Origin of the sequence: Loktanella fryxellensis (assembly GCF_900110065.1) — a bacterium.
Taxonomy (GTDB): domain Bacteria; phylum Pseudomonadota; class Alphaproteobacteria; order Rhodobacterales; family Rhodobacteraceae; genus Loktanella; species Loktanella fryxellensis.
In genome coordinates this window covers 437,277-453,499 of sequence record NZ_FOCI01000001.1, presented here as the reverse complement: position 1 = coordinate 453,499, position 16,223 = coordinate 437,277, and the positions used below count along the sequence as shown (strand labels likewise).

The following is a 16,223-nucleotide window of genomic DNA, read 5'->3' as shown; positions in this document are numbered from 1 at the left end:
GGCGGATGCGAATTGAAGTGGAATTACGGCTGCAAGGTGGCTAGTGTGAAATCATAGACCCGCGCGCAACGCGGGCGACAGGCAATTCCGGGCGGATAGACGATGACCGAAATGGTGTATGGCGCGCCGCGCGTCGTGACAGGCGATCCTGTCCTGCCGCGCTGGTGGCGGACGATCGACAAGTGGAGCATGTGCTGCATCCTGGGCCTGTTCGGCATCGGACTGTTGCTGGGGCTGGCCTCCTCGCCGCCGCTGGCGGCCAAGAACGGCCTCGATCCCTTTTACTACGTGACCCGTCAGGGGTTCTTCGGCGTCATGGCGATGATCGCCATGGTCGGCGTGTCGATGATGTCGCCGGTCATGGTGCGCCGCATGGCGGTGATCGGCTTCGGCTTTGCGCTTGTCGCGCTGATGCTGCTGCCGGTGTTCGGCACCGACTTCGGCAAGGGCGCGGTGCGGTGGTATTCCTTCGGCTTCGCGTCCGTGCAGCCGTCGGAGTTCCTGAAACCCGGTTTCGTCGTCTTCACCGCATGGCTGATGGCCGCAGGCCTGAGTGTGGGCGGACCGCCGGGGCGGATGTATTCGTTCGTGCTGACGCTTGTGATAGTGGGCTTCCTGGCACTTCAGCCCGACTTCGGTCAGGCCTGTCTCGTGCTGTTCGCATGGGGTGTGATGTATTTCGTGGCCGGTGCGCCGATGGTGCTGCTGCTGGGACTGGCGGGCGCGGTCTTTGCCACGGGGCTGTTCGCCTACGAGGCGTCCGAACACTTCGCGCGGCGCATCGATGGGTTCCTCAGCCCCGACCTCGATCCGCGCACGCAGCTGGGCTATGCGACGAACGCGATCCGCGAGGGTGGCTTCTTTGGCGTGGGCGTGGGCGAGGGGCAGGTGAAATGGTCGCTGCCCGACGCGCACACCGATTTCATCATCGCGGTCGCCGCCGAGGAATACGGGCTGGTCTGCGTGCTGGCGATCATCGCGCTCTATACCGTGATCGTGGTGCGCAGCCTGCTGCGGCTGCTGAAGGAACGCGATCCCTTCATCCGTCTTGCCGGCACGGGTCTGGCCTGTGCGTTCGGCATTCAGGCGATGATCAACATGGGCGTGGCCGTGCGCCTGCTGCCGGCCAAGGGCATGACGCTGCCCTTCGTCAGCTACGGCGGGTCGAGCCTGATCGCCGGTGGCATCGCGGTCGGCATGCTGCTGGCGATGACCCGCGCGCGCCCGCAGGGCGAGATCGGCGACATCCTGATGCGGCGGATGGGCCGGTGAAGGCGATGGCGCAAAGGGGGGCCAGCCCCCCGGCCGGAGGCCTCCCCCCGGAGTATTTCTGCAAAAAGCGAGGTGCACCGTGGGACCGCATCTGATGATGGCGGCGGGCGGCACCGGCGGGCACATGTTCCCCGCCCAGGCCCTGGCCGAGGCGATGCTGGACCGTGGCTGGCGCGTGACGCTGAGCACGGACCCGCGCGGCGCACGCTATGCCGGCGGGTTTCCCGATGCGGTCGAGATCGCGCAGGTCGACAGCGGCACCTTCGCCCGTGGCGGCGCACTGGCCAAGGCGGTGGTGCCGCTGCGGATCGGTGCGGGCACGCTGGGGGCCATGCTGGCGCTGCGCCGCGACCGACCGCGCGTGGTGGTGGGGTTCGGCGGCTATCCTGCGATCCCGATGATGGCGGCGGCCACGCTGCTGCAGATCCCGCGCATGATCCACGAACAGAACGGCGTGCTGGGCCGCGTCAATCAGGTCTTTGCGTCGCGGGTCGACCATGTCGCCTGCGGCACATGGCCCACGGCGCTGCCGGACGGCGTGCAGGGCATCCATGTCGGCAATCCGGTGCGGCAGGCGATCCTCGACCGGGCGGGGGCTGGCTATATCCCGCCGGGCGATTATCCGATGTCGGTGCTTGTGGTGGGTGGCAGTCAGGGTGCGCGCATCCTGTCGGACGTGGTGCCTGCCGGGATCGCGGCCCTGCCGGAGGCGATGCGGCGCAACATCCGCGTGTTCCAGCAGGCCCGCCCCGAGGATGTGGACCGCGTGACGGACGCCTATGCACAGGCAGGCATCGACGCGGATATCCGTACCTTCTTCGACGACATGCCCACGAGGCTGGCCGAGGCGCAGCTGGTCATCGCCCGGTCGGGCGCCAGCACCGTGGCGGATCTGTGCGTGATCGGGCGGCCTGCGATCCTCGTGCCGTTCGCCGCCGCCGCCGCCGACCACCAGACCGCCAACGCCCGCGCCATGGTCGAGGCGGGGGCGGCGATCCTGATGCCCGAAAGCCGGTTTACGTCCGCCGCACTGGCCGAGAACATGGAGATGGTGTTGGGCAATTCCGCCGGTGCGCTGCAGATGTCGCGGGCCGCCTTGTCCTGCGCCACACCGGACGCTACAGCGCGGCTTGCAGGCCTGGTCGAGGACCTTGGCGGCGACATGGCATAGACATGGACGGAACGGCAATGATGATGGCACCGACGAAACTGCCCCTTGATGTGGGCGCGATCCATTTCGTGGGGATCGGCGGCATCGGCATGTCCGGCATCGCCGAGGTGCTGATGCACCATGGCTATACCGTGCAGGGGTCCGACCTGAAGGCCACGCCGATCACCGACCGTCTGGTCGGCATGGGGGCGAAAGTCCACATCGGCCAGCGGGCCGAGAACCTGGACGGGGCCGAGGTCATCGTGATCTCGTCCGCGATCAAGGCGGGCAACCCTGAACTGGACGCGGCTCGCGCGCGCGGCCTGCCCGTGGTGCGCCGGGCCGAGATGCTGGCCGAACTGATGCGCCTGAAATCCAACGTGGCCATCGCGGGCACGCACGGCAAGACCACGACGACCACCATGGTCGCGGCGCTGCTGGACGAAGGCGGGCTCGATCCCACCGTAGTCAACGGTGGTGTGATCCACGCCTACGGCTCCAACGCGCGGATGGGGCAGGGCGAGTGGATGGTGGTCGAGGCCGACGAAAGCGACGGCACCTTCAACCGCCTGCCCGCGACCATCGCGCTGATCACCAACATCGATCCCGAGCACATGGACCACTGGCACACGATCGAGAACCTGCGTCAGGGGTTCCTCGACTTCGTGTCGGGCATCCCGTTCTACGGGCTGGCCGTGTGCTGCACCGACAATCCCGAGGTACAGGCGCTGGTCGGGCGCATCACCGACCGCCGCGTCGTCACCTTCGGCTTCAACGTGCAGGCGGACGTGCGGGCCGTGAACCTGCGTTACGTCAAGGGTGTGGCGCATTTCGACGTGGCGCTGCAGTCCGAAGGCGACGTGATCGAAGGCTGCACCCTGCCGATGCCCGGCGACCACAACGTCAGCAACGCGCTGGGCGCGGTCGCGGTCGCCCGCCATCTGGGGTTGAAGAAGGACGAGATCCGCCGTGCGCTGGCAGGCTTCGGCGGCGTGAACCGGCGGTTCACCAAGGTGGGCGAGGTGCAGGGCATCACGATCATCGACGACTACGGCCACCATCCGGTGGAAATCGCCGCCGTGCTGAAGGCCGCCCGTCAGGCGACCGAAGGGCGCGTGATCGCGGTGCACCAGCCGCACCGCTACAGTCGTCTCAACCACCATTTCGAAGAGTTCTGCAGCTGCTTCAACGATGCGGACGTGGTCGGCATTTCCGAGGTCTACAGCGCGGGCGAGGCGCCCATTCCGGGTGCGGACCGCGACGGTCTGGTGGCAGGTCTGATCCGTCACGGCCACCGCCACGCCCGCGCCGTGGAGTCCGAGGAGGATCTGGAGCGTCTGGTGCGCGAACAGGCGGTGCCCGGCGACATGGTGGTCTGTCTTGGGGCTGGCACGATCAGTGCCTGGGCCTACGGCTTGCGTGACCGCCTGAATGGATGACGCAGGCATCAGTCTGCCGCTGGTGATGGCGCTGGTCTGGCTGATCGCGGCCAACGTGGCGGCGATGCTGCCGGGGCGCAACCAGCACCGCAGGCGGGCGATGGCGCTGCTGGCCGTGGGCCTGCCGCTGCTGGTGTGGCTCACGGTCGATCAGGGGCCGCTGCTGGGCCTGCTGTTCTTTGCGGGCGGGGCGAGCGTGCTGCGGTATCCGTTGCTGCACCTGCTGCGCTGGTTGCGTGGCGTTACGCGGGGGCGCGCTGCATGAGCTGGCGCGATGCATTGCCGCCCGTGCGCGGCACCCTGACACCGGACCGCCCGCTGGCGGAACTGACGTGGCTGCGGGTCGGCGGGCCTGCGGACGTGCTGTTCCAGCCTGCGGACGTGGACGATCTGTGCGCCTTCCTGAGCGCCCTCGACCCGGTCGTGCCGGTGTTTCCGATGGGCGTGGGGTCGAACCTGATCGTGCGCGACGGCGGCGTGCGCGGCGTGGTGATCCGGCTGGGGCGCGGGTTCAACGGCATCGCCGTGGATGGCTTGACCGTGACGGCGGGGGCGGCGGCGCTGGACGCGCATGTGGCGCGGCGCAGTGCCGAGGCGGGGGTGGATCTGACGTTCCTGCGCACCATCCCCGGCACTATCGGCGGGGCCGTGCGCATGAACGCAGGCTGCTATGGCACTTACGTCGCCGATGCGCTGGTGTCGGTGCAGGCGGTGCTGCGGGATGGCACGCTGGTGACGCTGGACGCCGCCGATCTGAAGCTCGCCTATCGGTCCAGCACGCTGCCGGATGGTGCCGTGCTGGTGTCGGCGACCCTGCGTGGGCTTGCGGGCGATCCCGCCGCGCTGGCGCAGCGCATGGACGATCAGCTCGCCCGGCGTGATCAGACGCAACCGACCAAGGACCGCACTGCCGGCAGCACCTTCCGCAACCCCGCAGGCTTTTCCAGCACCGGACGGGCGGACGACAGCCACGACCTGAAGGCGTGGAAACTGATCGATGATGCGGGCCTGCGGGGGGCCATCCGTGGCGGTGCCGTGATGAACACGCTGCATGCCAATTTTCTGACCAATGCGGGGGGTGCGACCGCCGCAGACCTTGAAGATTTGGGCGAAGACGTGCGGAAAGCGGTTTACGATTCCAGCGGTATCACATTAGAATGGGAAATCATGCGGGTCGGCGAACGCGGCCCGGATGGGACACGGAACTAACGCCCCGCAGGGGGGGGCGCCACGGACAGGTGGCGCGAATGACAGACGGGTCGGCAAGACCCGCGATGAGGCGGTTTGGGTATGTCGAGCGGGACACAACCCAGAGTAGTTGTACTGATGGGCGGCCCATCGGCAGAGCGTGAAGTCTCACTCTCCACCGGGTCCGAATGTGCAAAGGCTCTGCGGGACGAAGGATTCAGCGTGACCGAGCTTGACGCCGGGCCTGACCTGTCCGAACGGCTGACCGCACTTGCCCCGGACGTCGTCTTCAACGCCCTGCATGGCCGCTGGGGCGAGGATGGCTGCGTGCAGGGTCTGCTGGAATGGCTGCGCATCCCCTATACCCATTCGGGCGTGCTGGCCTCGGCCCTCGCCCTCGACAAGCAGCGCACCAAGGCGGTCTACGAGACGGCAGGCCTGCCGATCGTGCGCAGCGTGATCGCCAGCGCCGCCGATGTGCGCAGCCGTCACGTCATGCCCGCGCCCTATGTGGTGAAGCCCAACAACGAAGGGTCCAGCGTCGGCATCTACCTTGTGATGGACAAGGATGCCCCGCCGCCCGCGCTGGCCGACACGATGCCCGACAGCGTGATGGTCGAGGCCTATGCCCCGGGGCGCGAGATGACGACCACCGTGATGGGCGACCGGGCGCTGACTGTGACCGACATCCTGACCGACGGCTGGTACGACTACGACGCGAAATACACCCCCGGCGGATCGCGGCACGTGGTACCTGCGGATATCCCGACCGAGATCTTCGACGCCTGCATGGATTACGCCCTGCGCGCGCATCGCGCGCTGGGCTGCCGGGGCATCAGCCGCACCGATTTCCGCTGGGACGAGGCGCGCGGTCTGGCGGGCCTCGTGCTGCTGGAGACGAACACCCAGCCCGGCATGACGCCCACGTCGCTGTCGCCGGAACAGGCGCAGGCGGTGGGCATCCCCTTTGGCGCGCTGTGCCGCTGGCTGGTCGAGGATGCGTCATGCGCACGATGACCCCGCCGCGCGCCCCGCGCGCACCCCGCACGCGGCCTCTGCGCGATCCGGCGCCGTCGAAATGGGGCTATCGCTGGCAACGCTGGATGCTGACGCCGGGTGTGCGCACGGGCGTCTATGTGGGTGGGCCGGTGCTGGGCGTCGTGCTGATCGCCGCCCTGTGGCTGGCGCATGACGGGAACCGCGCGATGGTCACGGGCCAGATCGAGCGTCTGACGCAGGCCGTGCAGGACAGGCCGGAATTCCGCGTCACGCATCTGGCCGTGACCGGCGCGGACGAGGATCTTGCGGGCGTCGTCACCGATCTGATCCCGGTCAAATTCCCGGTGTCGTCCTTCACACTCGACCTGGCTGCGATGCGGGCCAAGGTGGCGGAGCTTCCGGCGGTCGAGGATGTCTATGTCCGCGTCGGCGACGGCGGTGCGCTGGAGGTGGGCATCACGCCGCGCCAGCCCGTCGCGTTGTGGCGGACCAGCGACGGGTTGCAGTTGATCGACGGGGCCGGCGTGTTTTCCGGGGCCGTCGCCACACGGGCCGAACGCCGCGACCTGCCGCTGATCGCGGGCGAGGGCGCCGAGGATCATCTGGAGGAGGCGCTGGCCCTGTTCCGCACCGCCGCACCCATCGCGGAACGGGTCCGCGGACTGGTGCGGATCGGCGAGCGGCGCTGGGACATGGTGCTGGACCGCGACCAGCGCATCCTGCTGCCGACGTATCAGCCTGCGGTTGCGCTGAACCGCGTGATCGGGCTGGAACAGTCGGCGGAACTGCTGGCGCGCGATGTGATGCTGGTGGACATGCGCAACCCGCAGCGTCCGACGGTCAGAGTACAACAAGGGGCAGTTGCGGCGTCACGCAACGCCATGGCGACAGGGGCGAACGACTGATGCGGGACCTATACGAAACCCAACGTGCCATGCGCAACGTCCGCCGGGCTGCCATGCAGCGCGGCGTCATCGCGATCCTCGACGTTGGCACGTCCAAGATCGCCTGCCTCGTGCTGCGCTTCGACGGGCCGGGGCGGATGCCGCAAATCGACGGGCCGGCGGCGCTTGCAGGACATTCGCAGTTTCGCGTGATCGGCGCCGCCACCACCCGCTCGCGTGGCGTCCGGTTCGGCGAGATCGACGCGATGCAGGAAACCGAACGTGCGATCCGCACCGCGATGCAGGCCGCGCAGAAGATGGCCGAGGTCCGCGTGGACCACGTCATCGCCTGCTTCAGCGGGGCGCGACCCCGGTCCTATGGCCTCGACGGCGGGGTCGACGTGGAAACCGGCGTGGTGACGGAAGGCGACATCGGCCGTGTGCTGGCATCCTGCGAGGTGCCGGATTTCGGCCATGACCGCGATGTGCTGCATGCGCAGCCGGTGAACTTTGCCCTCGACCACCGCAGCGGCATGGCGGACCCGCGCGGGCAGGTGGGCAGCCGTCTGGCGACGGATCTGCACCTGATGACCGTGGACGCCACAGCGATCCGCAACCTGTTCTTCTGCATCAAGCGCTGCGATCTGGAACTGGCGGGGCTGGCCTCGTCTGCCTATGTCGCCGGCATCTCGAGCCTTGTGGAGGACGAGCAGGAGCTGGGCGCCGCCTGCGTCGATCTGGGCGGCGGGTCGACCGGCATCAGCGTGTTCATGAAAAAGCACATGATCTATTCGGACGCGGTGCGCATGGGCGGCGATCACGTCACCGGCGACATCAGCATGGGCCTTCAGGTGCCGACGCAGGTGGCCGAGCGGATCAAGACGTTCTACGGCGGGGTCGTGGCCACCGGCATGGACGACCGCGAGATGATCGAGATCGGCGGCGACACCGGCGACTGGGAACGCGACCGCCGCACCATTTCCCGGGCGGAACTGATCGGCATCATGCGCCCCCGCATCGAGGAGATCCTCGAGGAGGTGCGGGCCCGTCTGGACGCCGCAGGGTTCGAGCATCTGCCAAGCCAGCAGATCGTGCTGACGGGGGGCGGCAGCCAGATCCCCGGTCTGGACGGTCTGGCGGCCAAGATCCTGGGCCAGCAGGTGCGTCTGGGTCGCCCGCTGCGCGTGCAGGGGCTGCCGCAGGCGGCGACGGGTCCCGCGTTTTCGGGGGCCGTGGGCTGTGCGCTGTTCGCGGCGCATCCGCAGGACGAATGGTGGGATTTCGACATTCCCGCCGAAACCTATCCGGCGCGGTCGCTGAAACGGGCTGTGAAGTGGTTCAAGGATAACTGGTAGATCGCAAGATCGTGTAAACGCCCCCAGATACGGCAAGGAACCGGCGATTTTACGCCATATTTTGTACCGCGACTGTGCTTTTCGAGTGACGGAACGGCCACAAGCCGTTAGAATCAGCCCAAAGACCGATTTGCCCGGTGGGACGGGCCCCTCACACCAACAGGCGGACCGCGCGATGACACTAAACCTCTCCCTTCCCGGACACGACGATCTGAAGCCGCGCATCACCGTGTTCGGTGTGGGCGGCGCCGGCGGCAATGCGGTCAACAACATGATCGACAAGGAACTCGACGGCGTCGAGTTCGTGGTGGCCAACACCGACGCGCAGGCGCTGCAGCAGTCGCGGTCGCAGGCCAAGATCCAGATGGGCATCAAGGTGACGGAAGGGTTGGGGGCAGGGGCCCGGGCCACGGTCGGTGCCGCCGCCGCCGAGGAAAGCATCGAACAGATCGTCGATCATCTGGCAGGCGCGCACATGTGCTTCATCACCGCCGGCATGGGCGGCGGCACCGGCACCGGTGCGGCCCCGATCATCGCGCAGGCCGCGCGCGAGCTGGGTGTGCTGACCGTGGGCGTCGTCACCAAGCCGTTCCAGTTCGAGGGCAACAAGCGGATGCGTCAGGCCGAGGAGGGCGTCGAAGCCCTGCAGAAGGTCGTCGATACGCTGATCATCATTCCCAACCAGAACCTGTTCCGTCTGGCGACCGAAAACACCACCTTCACCGAAGCCTTCGCGCTGGCCGACGACGTGCTCTATCAAGGCGTCAAGGGTGTGACCGACCTGATGGTGCGTCCGGGGCTGATCAACCTCGACTTCGCCGACGTGCGGTCGGTGATGGACGAGATGGGCAAGGCCATGATGGGCACCGGCGAAGCCGAAGGCGAGGATCGCGCCAAGGCGGCCGCCGAAAAGGCCATCGCCAACCCGCTGCTGGACGAGATCAGCCTGAAGGGTGCCAAGGGCGTCCTGATCAACATCACCGGCGGCTACGACCTGACCCTGTTCGAACTGGACGAGGCTGCGAATACGATCCGCGAGATGGTCGATCCCGATGCGAACATCATCGTGGGCTCCACGCTGGACACCAGCATGGAAGGCCGGATGCGCGTCAGCGTCGTGGCGACCGGCATCGATGCGATGTCCCGCAGCAGCGAAGTGCCCGCCGCCCGCCGGTCGATGTCGATGAACCAGCCGATCCGCCAGCCGGAACCGGCGCCCCGCGCCGCTGCACCCGCCCGTACCGAGCAGCCGCGCCAGCAGCCCGCCGCCGCCCGCGAGCCCGTGCGCGAAGCTGCGCCACGCTATGAAGAACCGGTGGCCCGTCAAGCGGCCGAGCGTCAGCCTGCCGAGCGTCAGTATGCCGAACGCCAACCGGCGCAGCGCCAGCCGGAGCGTGCACCGGAACGGTCGCTGTTCGAGAGCTATGACGACGACGATGCCTACGGTCGCGATCAGGCGACCGGCTACGACAGCCACGACGCGGTTGCCGACGACAGCCTGCCGCCGCCCGCCTATCGTCCGCGCCCCGAGCCGGAAATCGAAGCGGCTGAAACCTTTGTCGCGCCCCGCGCACCGCAGCCGGGCACGCCCACGCCAGAGGCGAAGGCCCGCCTTGCCGCAGCCCTGAACCGTCCCGGCGGCAACGCGGCCCCGCGCATGACCGCAGAGGCGCCCCGCGCCGCAGAGGCCGAGAAGCCGCGTTTTGGGATCAACTCGCTGATCAACCGCATGACCGGTCAGGCCGATGCGCCCGCCGCACCGGCGCCCCGTCAGCAGCCGCAGGTCAGCGCGCTGCGCGACCAGCCCCGCGCCGACCCGCAGGCGGACGCCGATCAGGAACGGATCGAGATTCCCGCCTTTCTGCGCCGTCAGGCGAACTGAACGGCGGCATCTTAAGGTTTCAGACCTGTTGCACTGATCATAGGCCGCCCGGTTCGGGCGGCCTTTTTCATTGTGAACCAATGCCTTGGCGGTTACCCGATCCAATGTTTCAGATCGTTGCAATGTGTGAATTGCGACATCGGTGTGACAAACCTATCTCCTGCGTTAACCGGCATAGACCGAAACCAGAGCAAGACTTCAGGCGGGACACCATCATGCAGACCACCATCGCGGACGTTCTCTCCTTTACGGGTGTCGGACTCCATTCCGGCAAGCCCGTCCGCATGACCCTGCGCCCCGCGCCAGCCGACACCGGTGTCCTGTTCCATCGCACCGATGCCGCAGGGCAGGGTGCCCGTCTGCCCGCCCTGTGGCACAACGTTGAAGTGTCGCCGCTGAACACCCGTCTGGTCGCGGGTCCGGGCCACGATGCGGTCGCTGTGTCCACCATCGAACACATCATGGCGGCCCTGTCGGGATGCGGCGTGCACAACGTGGTCATCGCCATCGACGGGCCGGAGGTGCCGATCATGGACGGCAGCGCCGCCGCCTTTGTCCGGGGCATCGTGTCCACCGGCCTGACCCGGCTGCGCGCGCCCCTGCACGCCATCGAAATCCTTCACGAGGTCAGCGTCAGTCACAACGATGCATGGGCCAGCCTGCGGCCCGCGACCAGCCTGCAGATCGACTTCGAGATCGACTTTCCCGATGCCGCCATCGGTCATCAGCACAAGATGCTGAACCTAGCGAACGGGGCGTTCGTGCGCGAATTGTGCGACAGCCGCACGTTCTGTCGCAATGCCGATGTCGAAGAGATGCGCAGCCACGGACTGGCACTTGGCGGTACGCTGGACAACGCCGTGGTCGTCGACGGGGACCGCGTGCTGACACCCGGTGGTCTGCGTCACGCGGACGAGGCGGTGCGCCACAAGATGCTGGACGCACTGGGCGACCTCTATACGGCGGGCGCGCCGATCCTGGGCCGCTATACGGGGCACAAGGCGGGCCACAACCTGACCAACGCGCTGCTGCACGCGCTGTTCGCGCGCCCCGATGCGTGGCGGATGATCGCGTGCGACCGCCAGATCGCCGCGCGCCTGCCCGGCGTCGGCGTGTCGGTGGCCGACCTGCACGCGGTCGCGTAATCCTGACCTGCCCGCCGAACTGCGCCGGCTGCGCGGCGCTCGCGTTCTGGTGCGCCTTGGTCAAAAGGCATTTTGCCCGCGTTTCTTTTCTGTTAGACGGACACACAACCGGAGGCGCGATGCCTCCTACGGGCAGAATACGCGGGGACACGACATGTCAGGCAGCTTGATCGGCACGGGTGCGCGCACGCGCTTGGGTCTGGTGCTGGCCCTCGCGCTGGTAGCCGCATGTGGCCGTTTCGATGCCCAGACGCCGGGATCGCTCGACAACATGACCGCCCAGCAGATCTATCAACTGGGCGAGGTCGAGGTCGAGACCGGCGATCCTGCCGACGCCGCCTTCTACTTCGGCGAAATCGAGCGGCTGTATCCCTATTCCGAATATGCGCAACGCGCGCTGATCATGCAGGCCTATGCCTATCACCGGGACCGTGACTATCCCAACAGCCGGGCCGCAGCGCAGCGCTTCATCGACTTCTACCCCGCCGAGGATGACACCGCCTATGCGCAGTATCTGCTGGCGCTGTCCTATTACGACCAGATCGACGACGTGGGCCGCGATCAGGGCCTGACGTTCCAGGCGCTGCAGTCCCTGCGCACGGTGATCGAGCAGTATCCCGAAAGCGAATATGCCCGCGCCTCGATCCTGAAGTTCGACCTGGCCTTCGATCATCTGGCGGCGAAGGAGATGGAGGTGGGACGCTACTACCTCAAGCGTGCGAATTATGCCGCCGCCATCAGCCGGTTCCGCGTCGTCGTGGAACAGTTCCAGACCACGACCCAGACACCCGAGGCGCTGCACCGCCTTGTCGAAAGCTATCTTGCGCTGGGTCTGGATGCAGAGGCGCAGACGGCGGGTGCGATCCTTGGCGCAAACTACCCGTCCACGACGTGGTATCAGGACAGCTATGCCCTGCTGACCGGACGCGGTCTGTCGGTCGAGGCGCGCGGCGACAACTGGCTGGCGTCGATCTATCGTCAGGTTGTGCGCGGCGAGTTCCTCTAGGTCCGGCGCAGGACCCACCCCATAGGCGATTGATCCGATGCTGCGCGCCCTCGACGTCCACGACATGCTGATCATCGATCGGTTGGCCCTTGGCTTTCAGCCGGGTCTGAACGTGCTGACCGGTGAAACTGGTGCGGGCAAGTCGATCCTGCTCGACAGTCTTGGCTTTGTGCTGGGCTGGCGCGGGCGGGCCGAACTGGTGCGTCAGGGTGCCGACCACGGCGAGGTCACGGCCGAGTTCGAGCTGTCGCCCCACCACCCCGCCCGCGCCGTGCTGGAGGAAGCGGGTCTGCCCGTCGAGGATACGCTGATCCTGCGCCGCGTGAACGCCCGCGACGGGCGCAAGACCGCATGGGTGAACGACCGACGGGTCAGCGGCGAGGTCCTTCGCGCCCTGTCGGACACGCTGGTGGAACTGCACGGCCAGCACGACGACCGGGGCCTGCTGAACCCGCGCGGCCACCGCGACATGCTGGACACCTATGCGGACCTGCAGGCATTGCTGACTGCGTCCCGTGCCGCATGGGCGGGCCTGTCGGCGGCGCGCAAGGCGCTTTACGCCGCCGAGGCGCGTGTGGCCGAGGTGCGTCAGGAGGAAGACTACCTGCGCCATGCGGTGGGCGAGCTGGACGCGATCATGCCGGAGGCGGGCGAGGAAGCGGCGCTGGACACCGCGCGGCGCACCATGCAGGCGGCGGAAAAGATCAAGACCGATGTGGCCCGCGCCAGCGAGGCGCTGGGGCTGCAGGGTGCGGAAGGGCAGATGTCCGACGCGGTCCGCTGGCTGGGCGGGGCCGCCGACCGGGCGGACGGGCGTCTCGACGCGCCGCTGATGGCCATCGAACGCGCCATGCTGGAACTGGATGCCGCACAGCGCGGCGTGCTGGATGCGCTCGACGCGCTGACCTTCGATCCGCGCGCACTGGAAGACACCGAGGAGCGGCTGTTCGCGATCCGGGGTCTGGCGCGCAAGCATGGCGTGCTGGCCGACGATCTAGGCGATTTCGCCGCCGACCTGCGCGGACGGCTGGCGCTGCTCGACAACTCCGAACGCGGTCTGGCGGACCTGCAGGCGGCCGAGACCGCCGCCGTCGCGGCCTATGATGCGGCCAGCGATGCGCTGACCGCCGCGCGGCGCGAGGCGGCGGTGCGGCTGGATGCCGCGATGGCGGCGGAGCTTGCGCCGCTCAAGATGGAGCGCGCCGTCTTTGCCACGCAGATCGCCCCCGGCACCGCAGGCCCGGATGGCCGCGACGAGGTGAGTTTTACCGTCGCCACCAACCCCGGCGCGCCGCAAGGGCCGCTGAACAAGATCGCCTCTGGCGGCGAATTGTCCCGCTTCTTGCTCGCGCTGAAGGTGTGCCTGTCACAGGCCGGGCAGGGCGGCGTCACCATGATCTTCGACGAGATCGACCGCGGCGTGGGCGGGGCCACCGCCGATGCGGTGGGCCGCCGTCTGGCCGCCTTGGCGCAGGGCGGGCAGGTGCTGGTCGTCACGCATTCGCCGCAGGTCGCGGCACAGGGCGCGCATCACTGGCGCGTGGAAAAGCGTCAGACGGCGGACACCACGACATCGACCGTCGTGCCGCTGGACCCGCAGGCCCGCATCGACGAGATCGCGCGCATGCTGGCGGGCGACACCGTCACCGATGCCGCCCGCGCCGCCGCCCGCGCGCTGATGGCCAATCAGGGCGTCACACCGGCGTAACGGTTCAGACCTGCTCGACCGCGACGCGGTCGGTATAGAACGACAGATAGCCCTTGATCGCCGACACTTCCGGGTGCGGGTCCTCATAGGACCAGACCGCGTTGTCCAGCGTCCCGCTGCGGCTGGCGATCGCGTAATAGCTGGCGGTGCCCTTGAACGGGCAGACGGTGGTGCGGTCGGTCCGGTCGAGGAACGTCATCGCGATGTCACCGCGCGGAAAGTAGATCACCGGGGGCCGGTCGCCTTCGATCAGCTCCAGCGCCTGCGCGCTTTCGCCCAGCACGGCGCCGCCGGCGCGGACGACCCATGTGCCGGTGGTGGGGCGGATGGTGATGTGATCGGTCATGTGGATCTCCCTTGATCTGGTATCATGTCACAGCGGCGCGCAGGCGCGTACAAGCCAATCGTGGTCCGCGCCCGTCACCTGTGGCCCGATCAGGGCCAGCGTGCGGGCGTGGTAGCCGTCGATCCAGTCCCGCTCCGCGCGGCTGAGCAGATCCAGGTCGATCAGGCGGCGGTCCAGCGGCACGTGGGTCAGCGTCTCGAAGGCCAACAGGTCGCGTTTGTCAGGCCCTGTCGGCGCCTGCACCACGGTGATCAGGTTCTCGATGCGGATGCCATAGGCGCCCTCGCGGTAATAGCCCGGCTCGTTGGACAGGATCATCCCCGGCTCCAGCGGGGTGGTGCTGCGCCGCGACAGGCCCTGCGGCCCTTCGTGCACCGACAGGTAGCTGCCGACCCCGTGCCCGGTGCCGTGGTCGTAGTCAAGGCCCGCCATCCACAGCGGCGCCCGCGCCAGCGCATCCAGATGCTGCCCTGCCACACCGCGCGGAAACTGCGCGCGGCTGATCGCGACCATGCCCTGCAACACGCGGGTATAGCGGTCGCGATGCTCATCACTGGGTTTGCCCACGATCACGGTGCGGGTAATGTCGGTGGTGCCATCGGCATATTGCCCGCCGCTGTCCACCAGCAGCAACTCGCCCACCCGGATCGGCGCATCGGTCCCGTCGGTCACGCGGTAATGCACGATGGCGCCGTGGGCGCCCGCGCCGCAGATCGTCTCGAAGCTGATGTCGCGCAGGGCATTCGTGTCGCGCCGGAACCCCTCGAGGGCCCGCACCACGGCGATCTCGGTCAGCGTCCCCTTCGGCGCTTCCGCGTCGAGCCACGCGAGGAACCGCACCATCGCCGCCCCGTCGCGCAGGTGGGCGGCGCGGGCGCCTGCGATTTCGGCGGGTGTCTTGCGGGCTTTCGGCAGGATGCAGGGGTCGGGGCCTTCCGCAACCTGCGCTGTCAGCAGGTCGCGGATGCGTTGTGGGCAGGACGCGGGGTCGATCCGCACGGGGCTCGTCAGCGCGGCGAGGCGGTCGGCCAGATGCGCAGACGGCACGATCCGCACGCCGCCGTCCAGATGATCGCCAAGGCCTGCCACCTGCGCGGGTTCGGCGAACAGGTCCACCGACCCGCCGTGGTGCAGCACCGCCGTGGCATGGGGCACCGGGTTGCGGGCCACGTTGCGGCCCCGGATGTTCAGCAGCCACGCGATGCTGTCGGGCAGGGTGATGACCCACGCGCCCGCGTCCACCCCAGCAGTCAGCGCCGCCCGCTTGTCCGCCGATCCCGTGCCCGTCAGGGCCAGTGGCTGCGCCGCAAATGGCGCTTCAGGCGGCCCCGGCCGGTCGTGCCAGATACGGTCCACCAGATTGTCAGTGCCGCGCAGGCTGATCCCCGCCGCCGCCAGCGTGGCGGTCAGCCCAGCGATTTCGGTCACCGTGTGCAGCCACGGATCATAGGCCACCACCGCGCCCCGCGGCAGGGCGCCCACCAGCCAGTCCGCCAGCGATGTTTCGGGCCAGTGGACCGGCGTAAAGACGTCCGCCACCTGACTGCGCACCTGCACGCGGTAGCGTCCGTCGATGAACACCCCCGCCCGGTCCACCAGCACGGCGGCAAAGCCCGCCGATCCGGTGAAGCCCGTCAACCACGCCAGCCGCGCATCGCAGTCGGCGACGTATTCACCCTGATAGCGGTCCGCACGCGGCACGAGGAACGCATCCACCCCCTCCGCGCGCATGACGTCGCGCAGGGCCGCCAACCGTCCCGGCCCCTGACCGGGATCTGTCGTCGCCTCAAACGTCTGAAACATGCAGCCCCGTCCTCGCTTTTTTCGCAAATACTCCCGCCGGAGGCGT

At 68.1% G+C, this 16,223-nt stretch carries 14 protein-coding genes; 12 read left to right on the top strand and 2 right to left on the bottom strand.

Going from position 1 to position 16,223, the window contains the following annotated elements; translation table 11 throughout:
• The first annotated feature begins 102 nt into the window (after positions 1-102).
• The 12 genes from BMX16_RS02195 to recN all read left to right on the top strand — a co-directional run bounded on the left by BMX16_RS02195 (position 103) and on the right by recN (position 14,028).
• The gene (locus BMX16_RS02195) at positions 103-1,272 is read left to right on the top strand and encodes a peptidoglycan glycosyltransferase FtsW (protein WP_089898186.1); all 1,170 of its coding nucleotides are present in this window, start codon (positions 103-105) and stop codon (positions 1,270-1,272) included.
• 94 nt (positions 1,273-1,366) lie between these two features.
• A complete protein-coding gene (gene murG, locus BMX16_RS02190) occupies positions 1,367-2,443 on the top strand; it encodes an undecaprenyldiphospho-muramoylpentapeptide beta-N-acetylglucosaminyltransferase (RefSeq protein WP_089898346.1) in 1,077 nt (358 codons plus the stop codon).
• 20 nt (positions 2,444-2,463) lie between these two features.
• Positions 2,464-3,861, top strand: coding sequence for a UDP-N-acetylmuramate--L-alanine ligase (gene murC / locus BMX16_RS02185; protein WP_177174546.1), 1,398 nt, complete (start codon positions 2,464-2,466; stop codon positions 3,859-3,861).
• On the top strand, positions 3,854-4,126 hold the full coding sequence (locus BMX16_RS02180; RefSeq protein WP_245731216.1) for a DUF2484 family protein: 273 nt from the start codon (positions 3,854-3,856) through the stop codon (positions 4,124-4,126). Before murC ends, BMX16_RS02180 begins: the two co-directional genes overlap by 8 nt.
• Positions 4,123-5,070 (top strand): UDP-N-acetylmuramate dehydrogenase, encoded by a 948-nt coding sequence (gene murB, locus BMX16_RS02175; protein WP_089898183.1) that lies wholly within the window; start codon positions 4,123-4,125, stop codon positions 5,068-5,070. The genes BMX16_RS02180 and murB overlap by 4 nt, the downstream gene beginning before the upstream one ends.
• 75 nt (positions 5,071-5,145) lie before the next feature.
• Complete coding sequence (locus BMX16_RS02170; protein WP_245731215.1) at positions 5,146-6,066, top strand: D-alanine--D-alanine ligase; 921 nt, start codon at positions 5,146-5,148, stop codon at positions 6,064-6,066.
• On the top strand, positions 6,054-6,953 hold the full coding sequence (locus tag BMX16_RS02165) for a cell division protein FtsQ/DivIB (RefSeq protein WP_089898179.1): 900 nt from the start codon (positions 6,054-6,056) through the stop codon (positions 6,951-6,953). The genes BMX16_RS02170 and BMX16_RS02165 overlap by 13 nt, the downstream gene beginning before the upstream one ends.
• Positions 6,953-8,287: a cell division protein FtsA gene (ftsA, locus tag BMX16_RS02160; protein ID WP_089898177.1), complete on the top strand. Its 1,335-nt coding sequence runs from the start codon at positions 6,953-6,955 to the stop codon at positions 8,285-8,287. The genes BMX16_RS02165 and ftsA overlap by 1 nt, the downstream gene beginning before the upstream one ends.
• Positions 8,288-8,462: 175 nt before the next feature.
• Complete coding sequence (ftsZ, locus tag BMX16_RS02155; protein ID WP_089898175.1) at positions 8,463-10,169, top strand: cell division protein FtsZ; 1,707 nt, start codon at positions 8,463-8,465, stop codon at positions 10,167-10,169.
• 215 nt (positions 10,170-10,384) lie between these two features.
• Positions 10,385-11,314 carry a UDP-3-O-acyl-N-acetylglucosamine deacetylase gene (gene lpxC, locus BMX16_RS02150; RefSeq protein ID WP_089898173.1) on the top strand — a complete coding sequence of 310 codons (930 nt, stop codon included), beginning with the start codon at positions 10,385-10,387 and terminating at the stop codon, positions 11,312-11,314.
• Between the two features lie 154 nt (positions 11,315-11,468).
• Entirely contained in the window at positions 11,469-12,320 is an 852-nt protein-coding gene (locus tag BMX16_RS02145; protein WP_089898171.1) for an outer membrane protein assembly factor BamD, read from the top strand.
• 37 nt (positions 12,321-12,357) lie between these two features.
• On the top strand, positions 12,358-14,028 hold the full coding sequence (gene recN / locus BMX16_RS02140) for a DNA repair protein RecN (protein ID WP_089898169.1): 1,671 nt from the start codon (positions 12,358-12,360) through the stop codon (positions 14,026-14,028).
• A 4-nt stretch (positions 14,029-14,032) separates the two neighbouring features.
• On the opposite strand, the gene BMX16_RS02135 is transcribed toward recN, so the two are convergent.
• Together BMX16_RS02135 and BMX16_RS02130 are read right to left on the bottom strand one after the other, a co-directional pair.
• Positions 14,033-14,374 carry a DUF427 domain-containing protein gene (locus BMX16_RS02135; RefSeq protein ID WP_089898167.1) on the bottom strand — a complete coding sequence of 114 codons (342 nt, stop codon included), beginning with the start codon at positions 14,372-14,374 and terminating at the stop codon, positions 14,033-14,035.
• Positions 14,375-14,401: 27 nt separating this feature from the next.
• Positions 14,402-16,177: an aminopeptidase P family protein gene (locus BMX16_RS02130; protein WP_089898165.1), complete on the bottom strand. Its 1,776-nt coding sequence runs from the start codon at positions 16,175-16,177 to the stop codon at positions 14,402-14,404.
• Positions 16,178-16,223: the final 46 nt, after the last annotated feature.

Bases quoted from the DNA above. Each gene is read 5' to 3' on its own strand.
- ftsZ (WP_089898175.1), top strand. From the start codon at position 8,463: ATGACACTAAACCTCTCCCTTCCCGGACACGACGATCTGAAGCCGCGC.
- BMX16_RS02130 (WP_089898165.1), bottom strand. From the start codon at position 16,177: ATGTTTCAGACGTTTGAGGCGACGACAGATCCCGGTCAGGGGCCGGGA.
- lpxC (WP_089898173.1), top strand. From the start codon at position 10,385: ATGCAGACCACCATCGCGGACGTTCTCTCCTTTACGGGTGTCGGACTC.
- BMX16_RS02180 (WP_245731216.1), top strand. From the start codon at position 3,854: ATGGATGACGCAGGCATCAGTCTGCCGCTGGTGATGGCGCTGGTCTGG.
- murG (WP_089898346.1), top strand. From the start codon at position 1,367: ATGATGGCGGCGGGCGGCACCGGCGGGCACATGTTCCCCGCCCAGGCC.
- murC (WP_177174546.1), top strand. From the start codon at position 2,464: ATGATGGCACCGACGAAACTGCCCCTTGATGTGGGCGCGATCCATTTC.
- recN (WP_089898169.1), top strand. From the start codon at position 12,358: ATGCTGCGCGCCCTCGACGTCCACGACATGCTGATCATCGATCGGTTG.
- BMX16_RS02195 (WP_089898186.1), top strand. From the start codon at position 103: ATGACCGAAATGGTGTATGGCGCGCCGCGCGTCGTGACAGGCGATCCT.
- BMX16_RS02135 (WP_089898167.1), bottom strand. From the start codon at position 14,374: ATGACCGATCACATCACCATCCGCCCCACCACCGGCACATGGGTCGTC.
- BMX16_RS02165 (WP_089898179.1), top strand. From the start codon at position 6,054: ATGCGCACGATGACCCCGCCGCGCGCCCCGCGCGCACCCCGCACGCGG.
- ftsA (WP_089898177.1), top strand. From the start codon at position 6,953: ATGCGGGACCTATACGAAACCCAACGTGCCATGCGCAACGTCCGCCGG.
- murB (WP_089898183.1), top strand. From the start codon at position 4,123: ATGAGCTGGCGCGATGCATTGCCGCCCGTGCGCGGCACCCTGACACCG.
- BMX16_RS02145 (WP_089898171.1), top strand. From the start codon at position 11,469: ATGTCAGGCAGCTTGATCGGCACGGGTGCGCGCACGCGCTTGGGTCTG.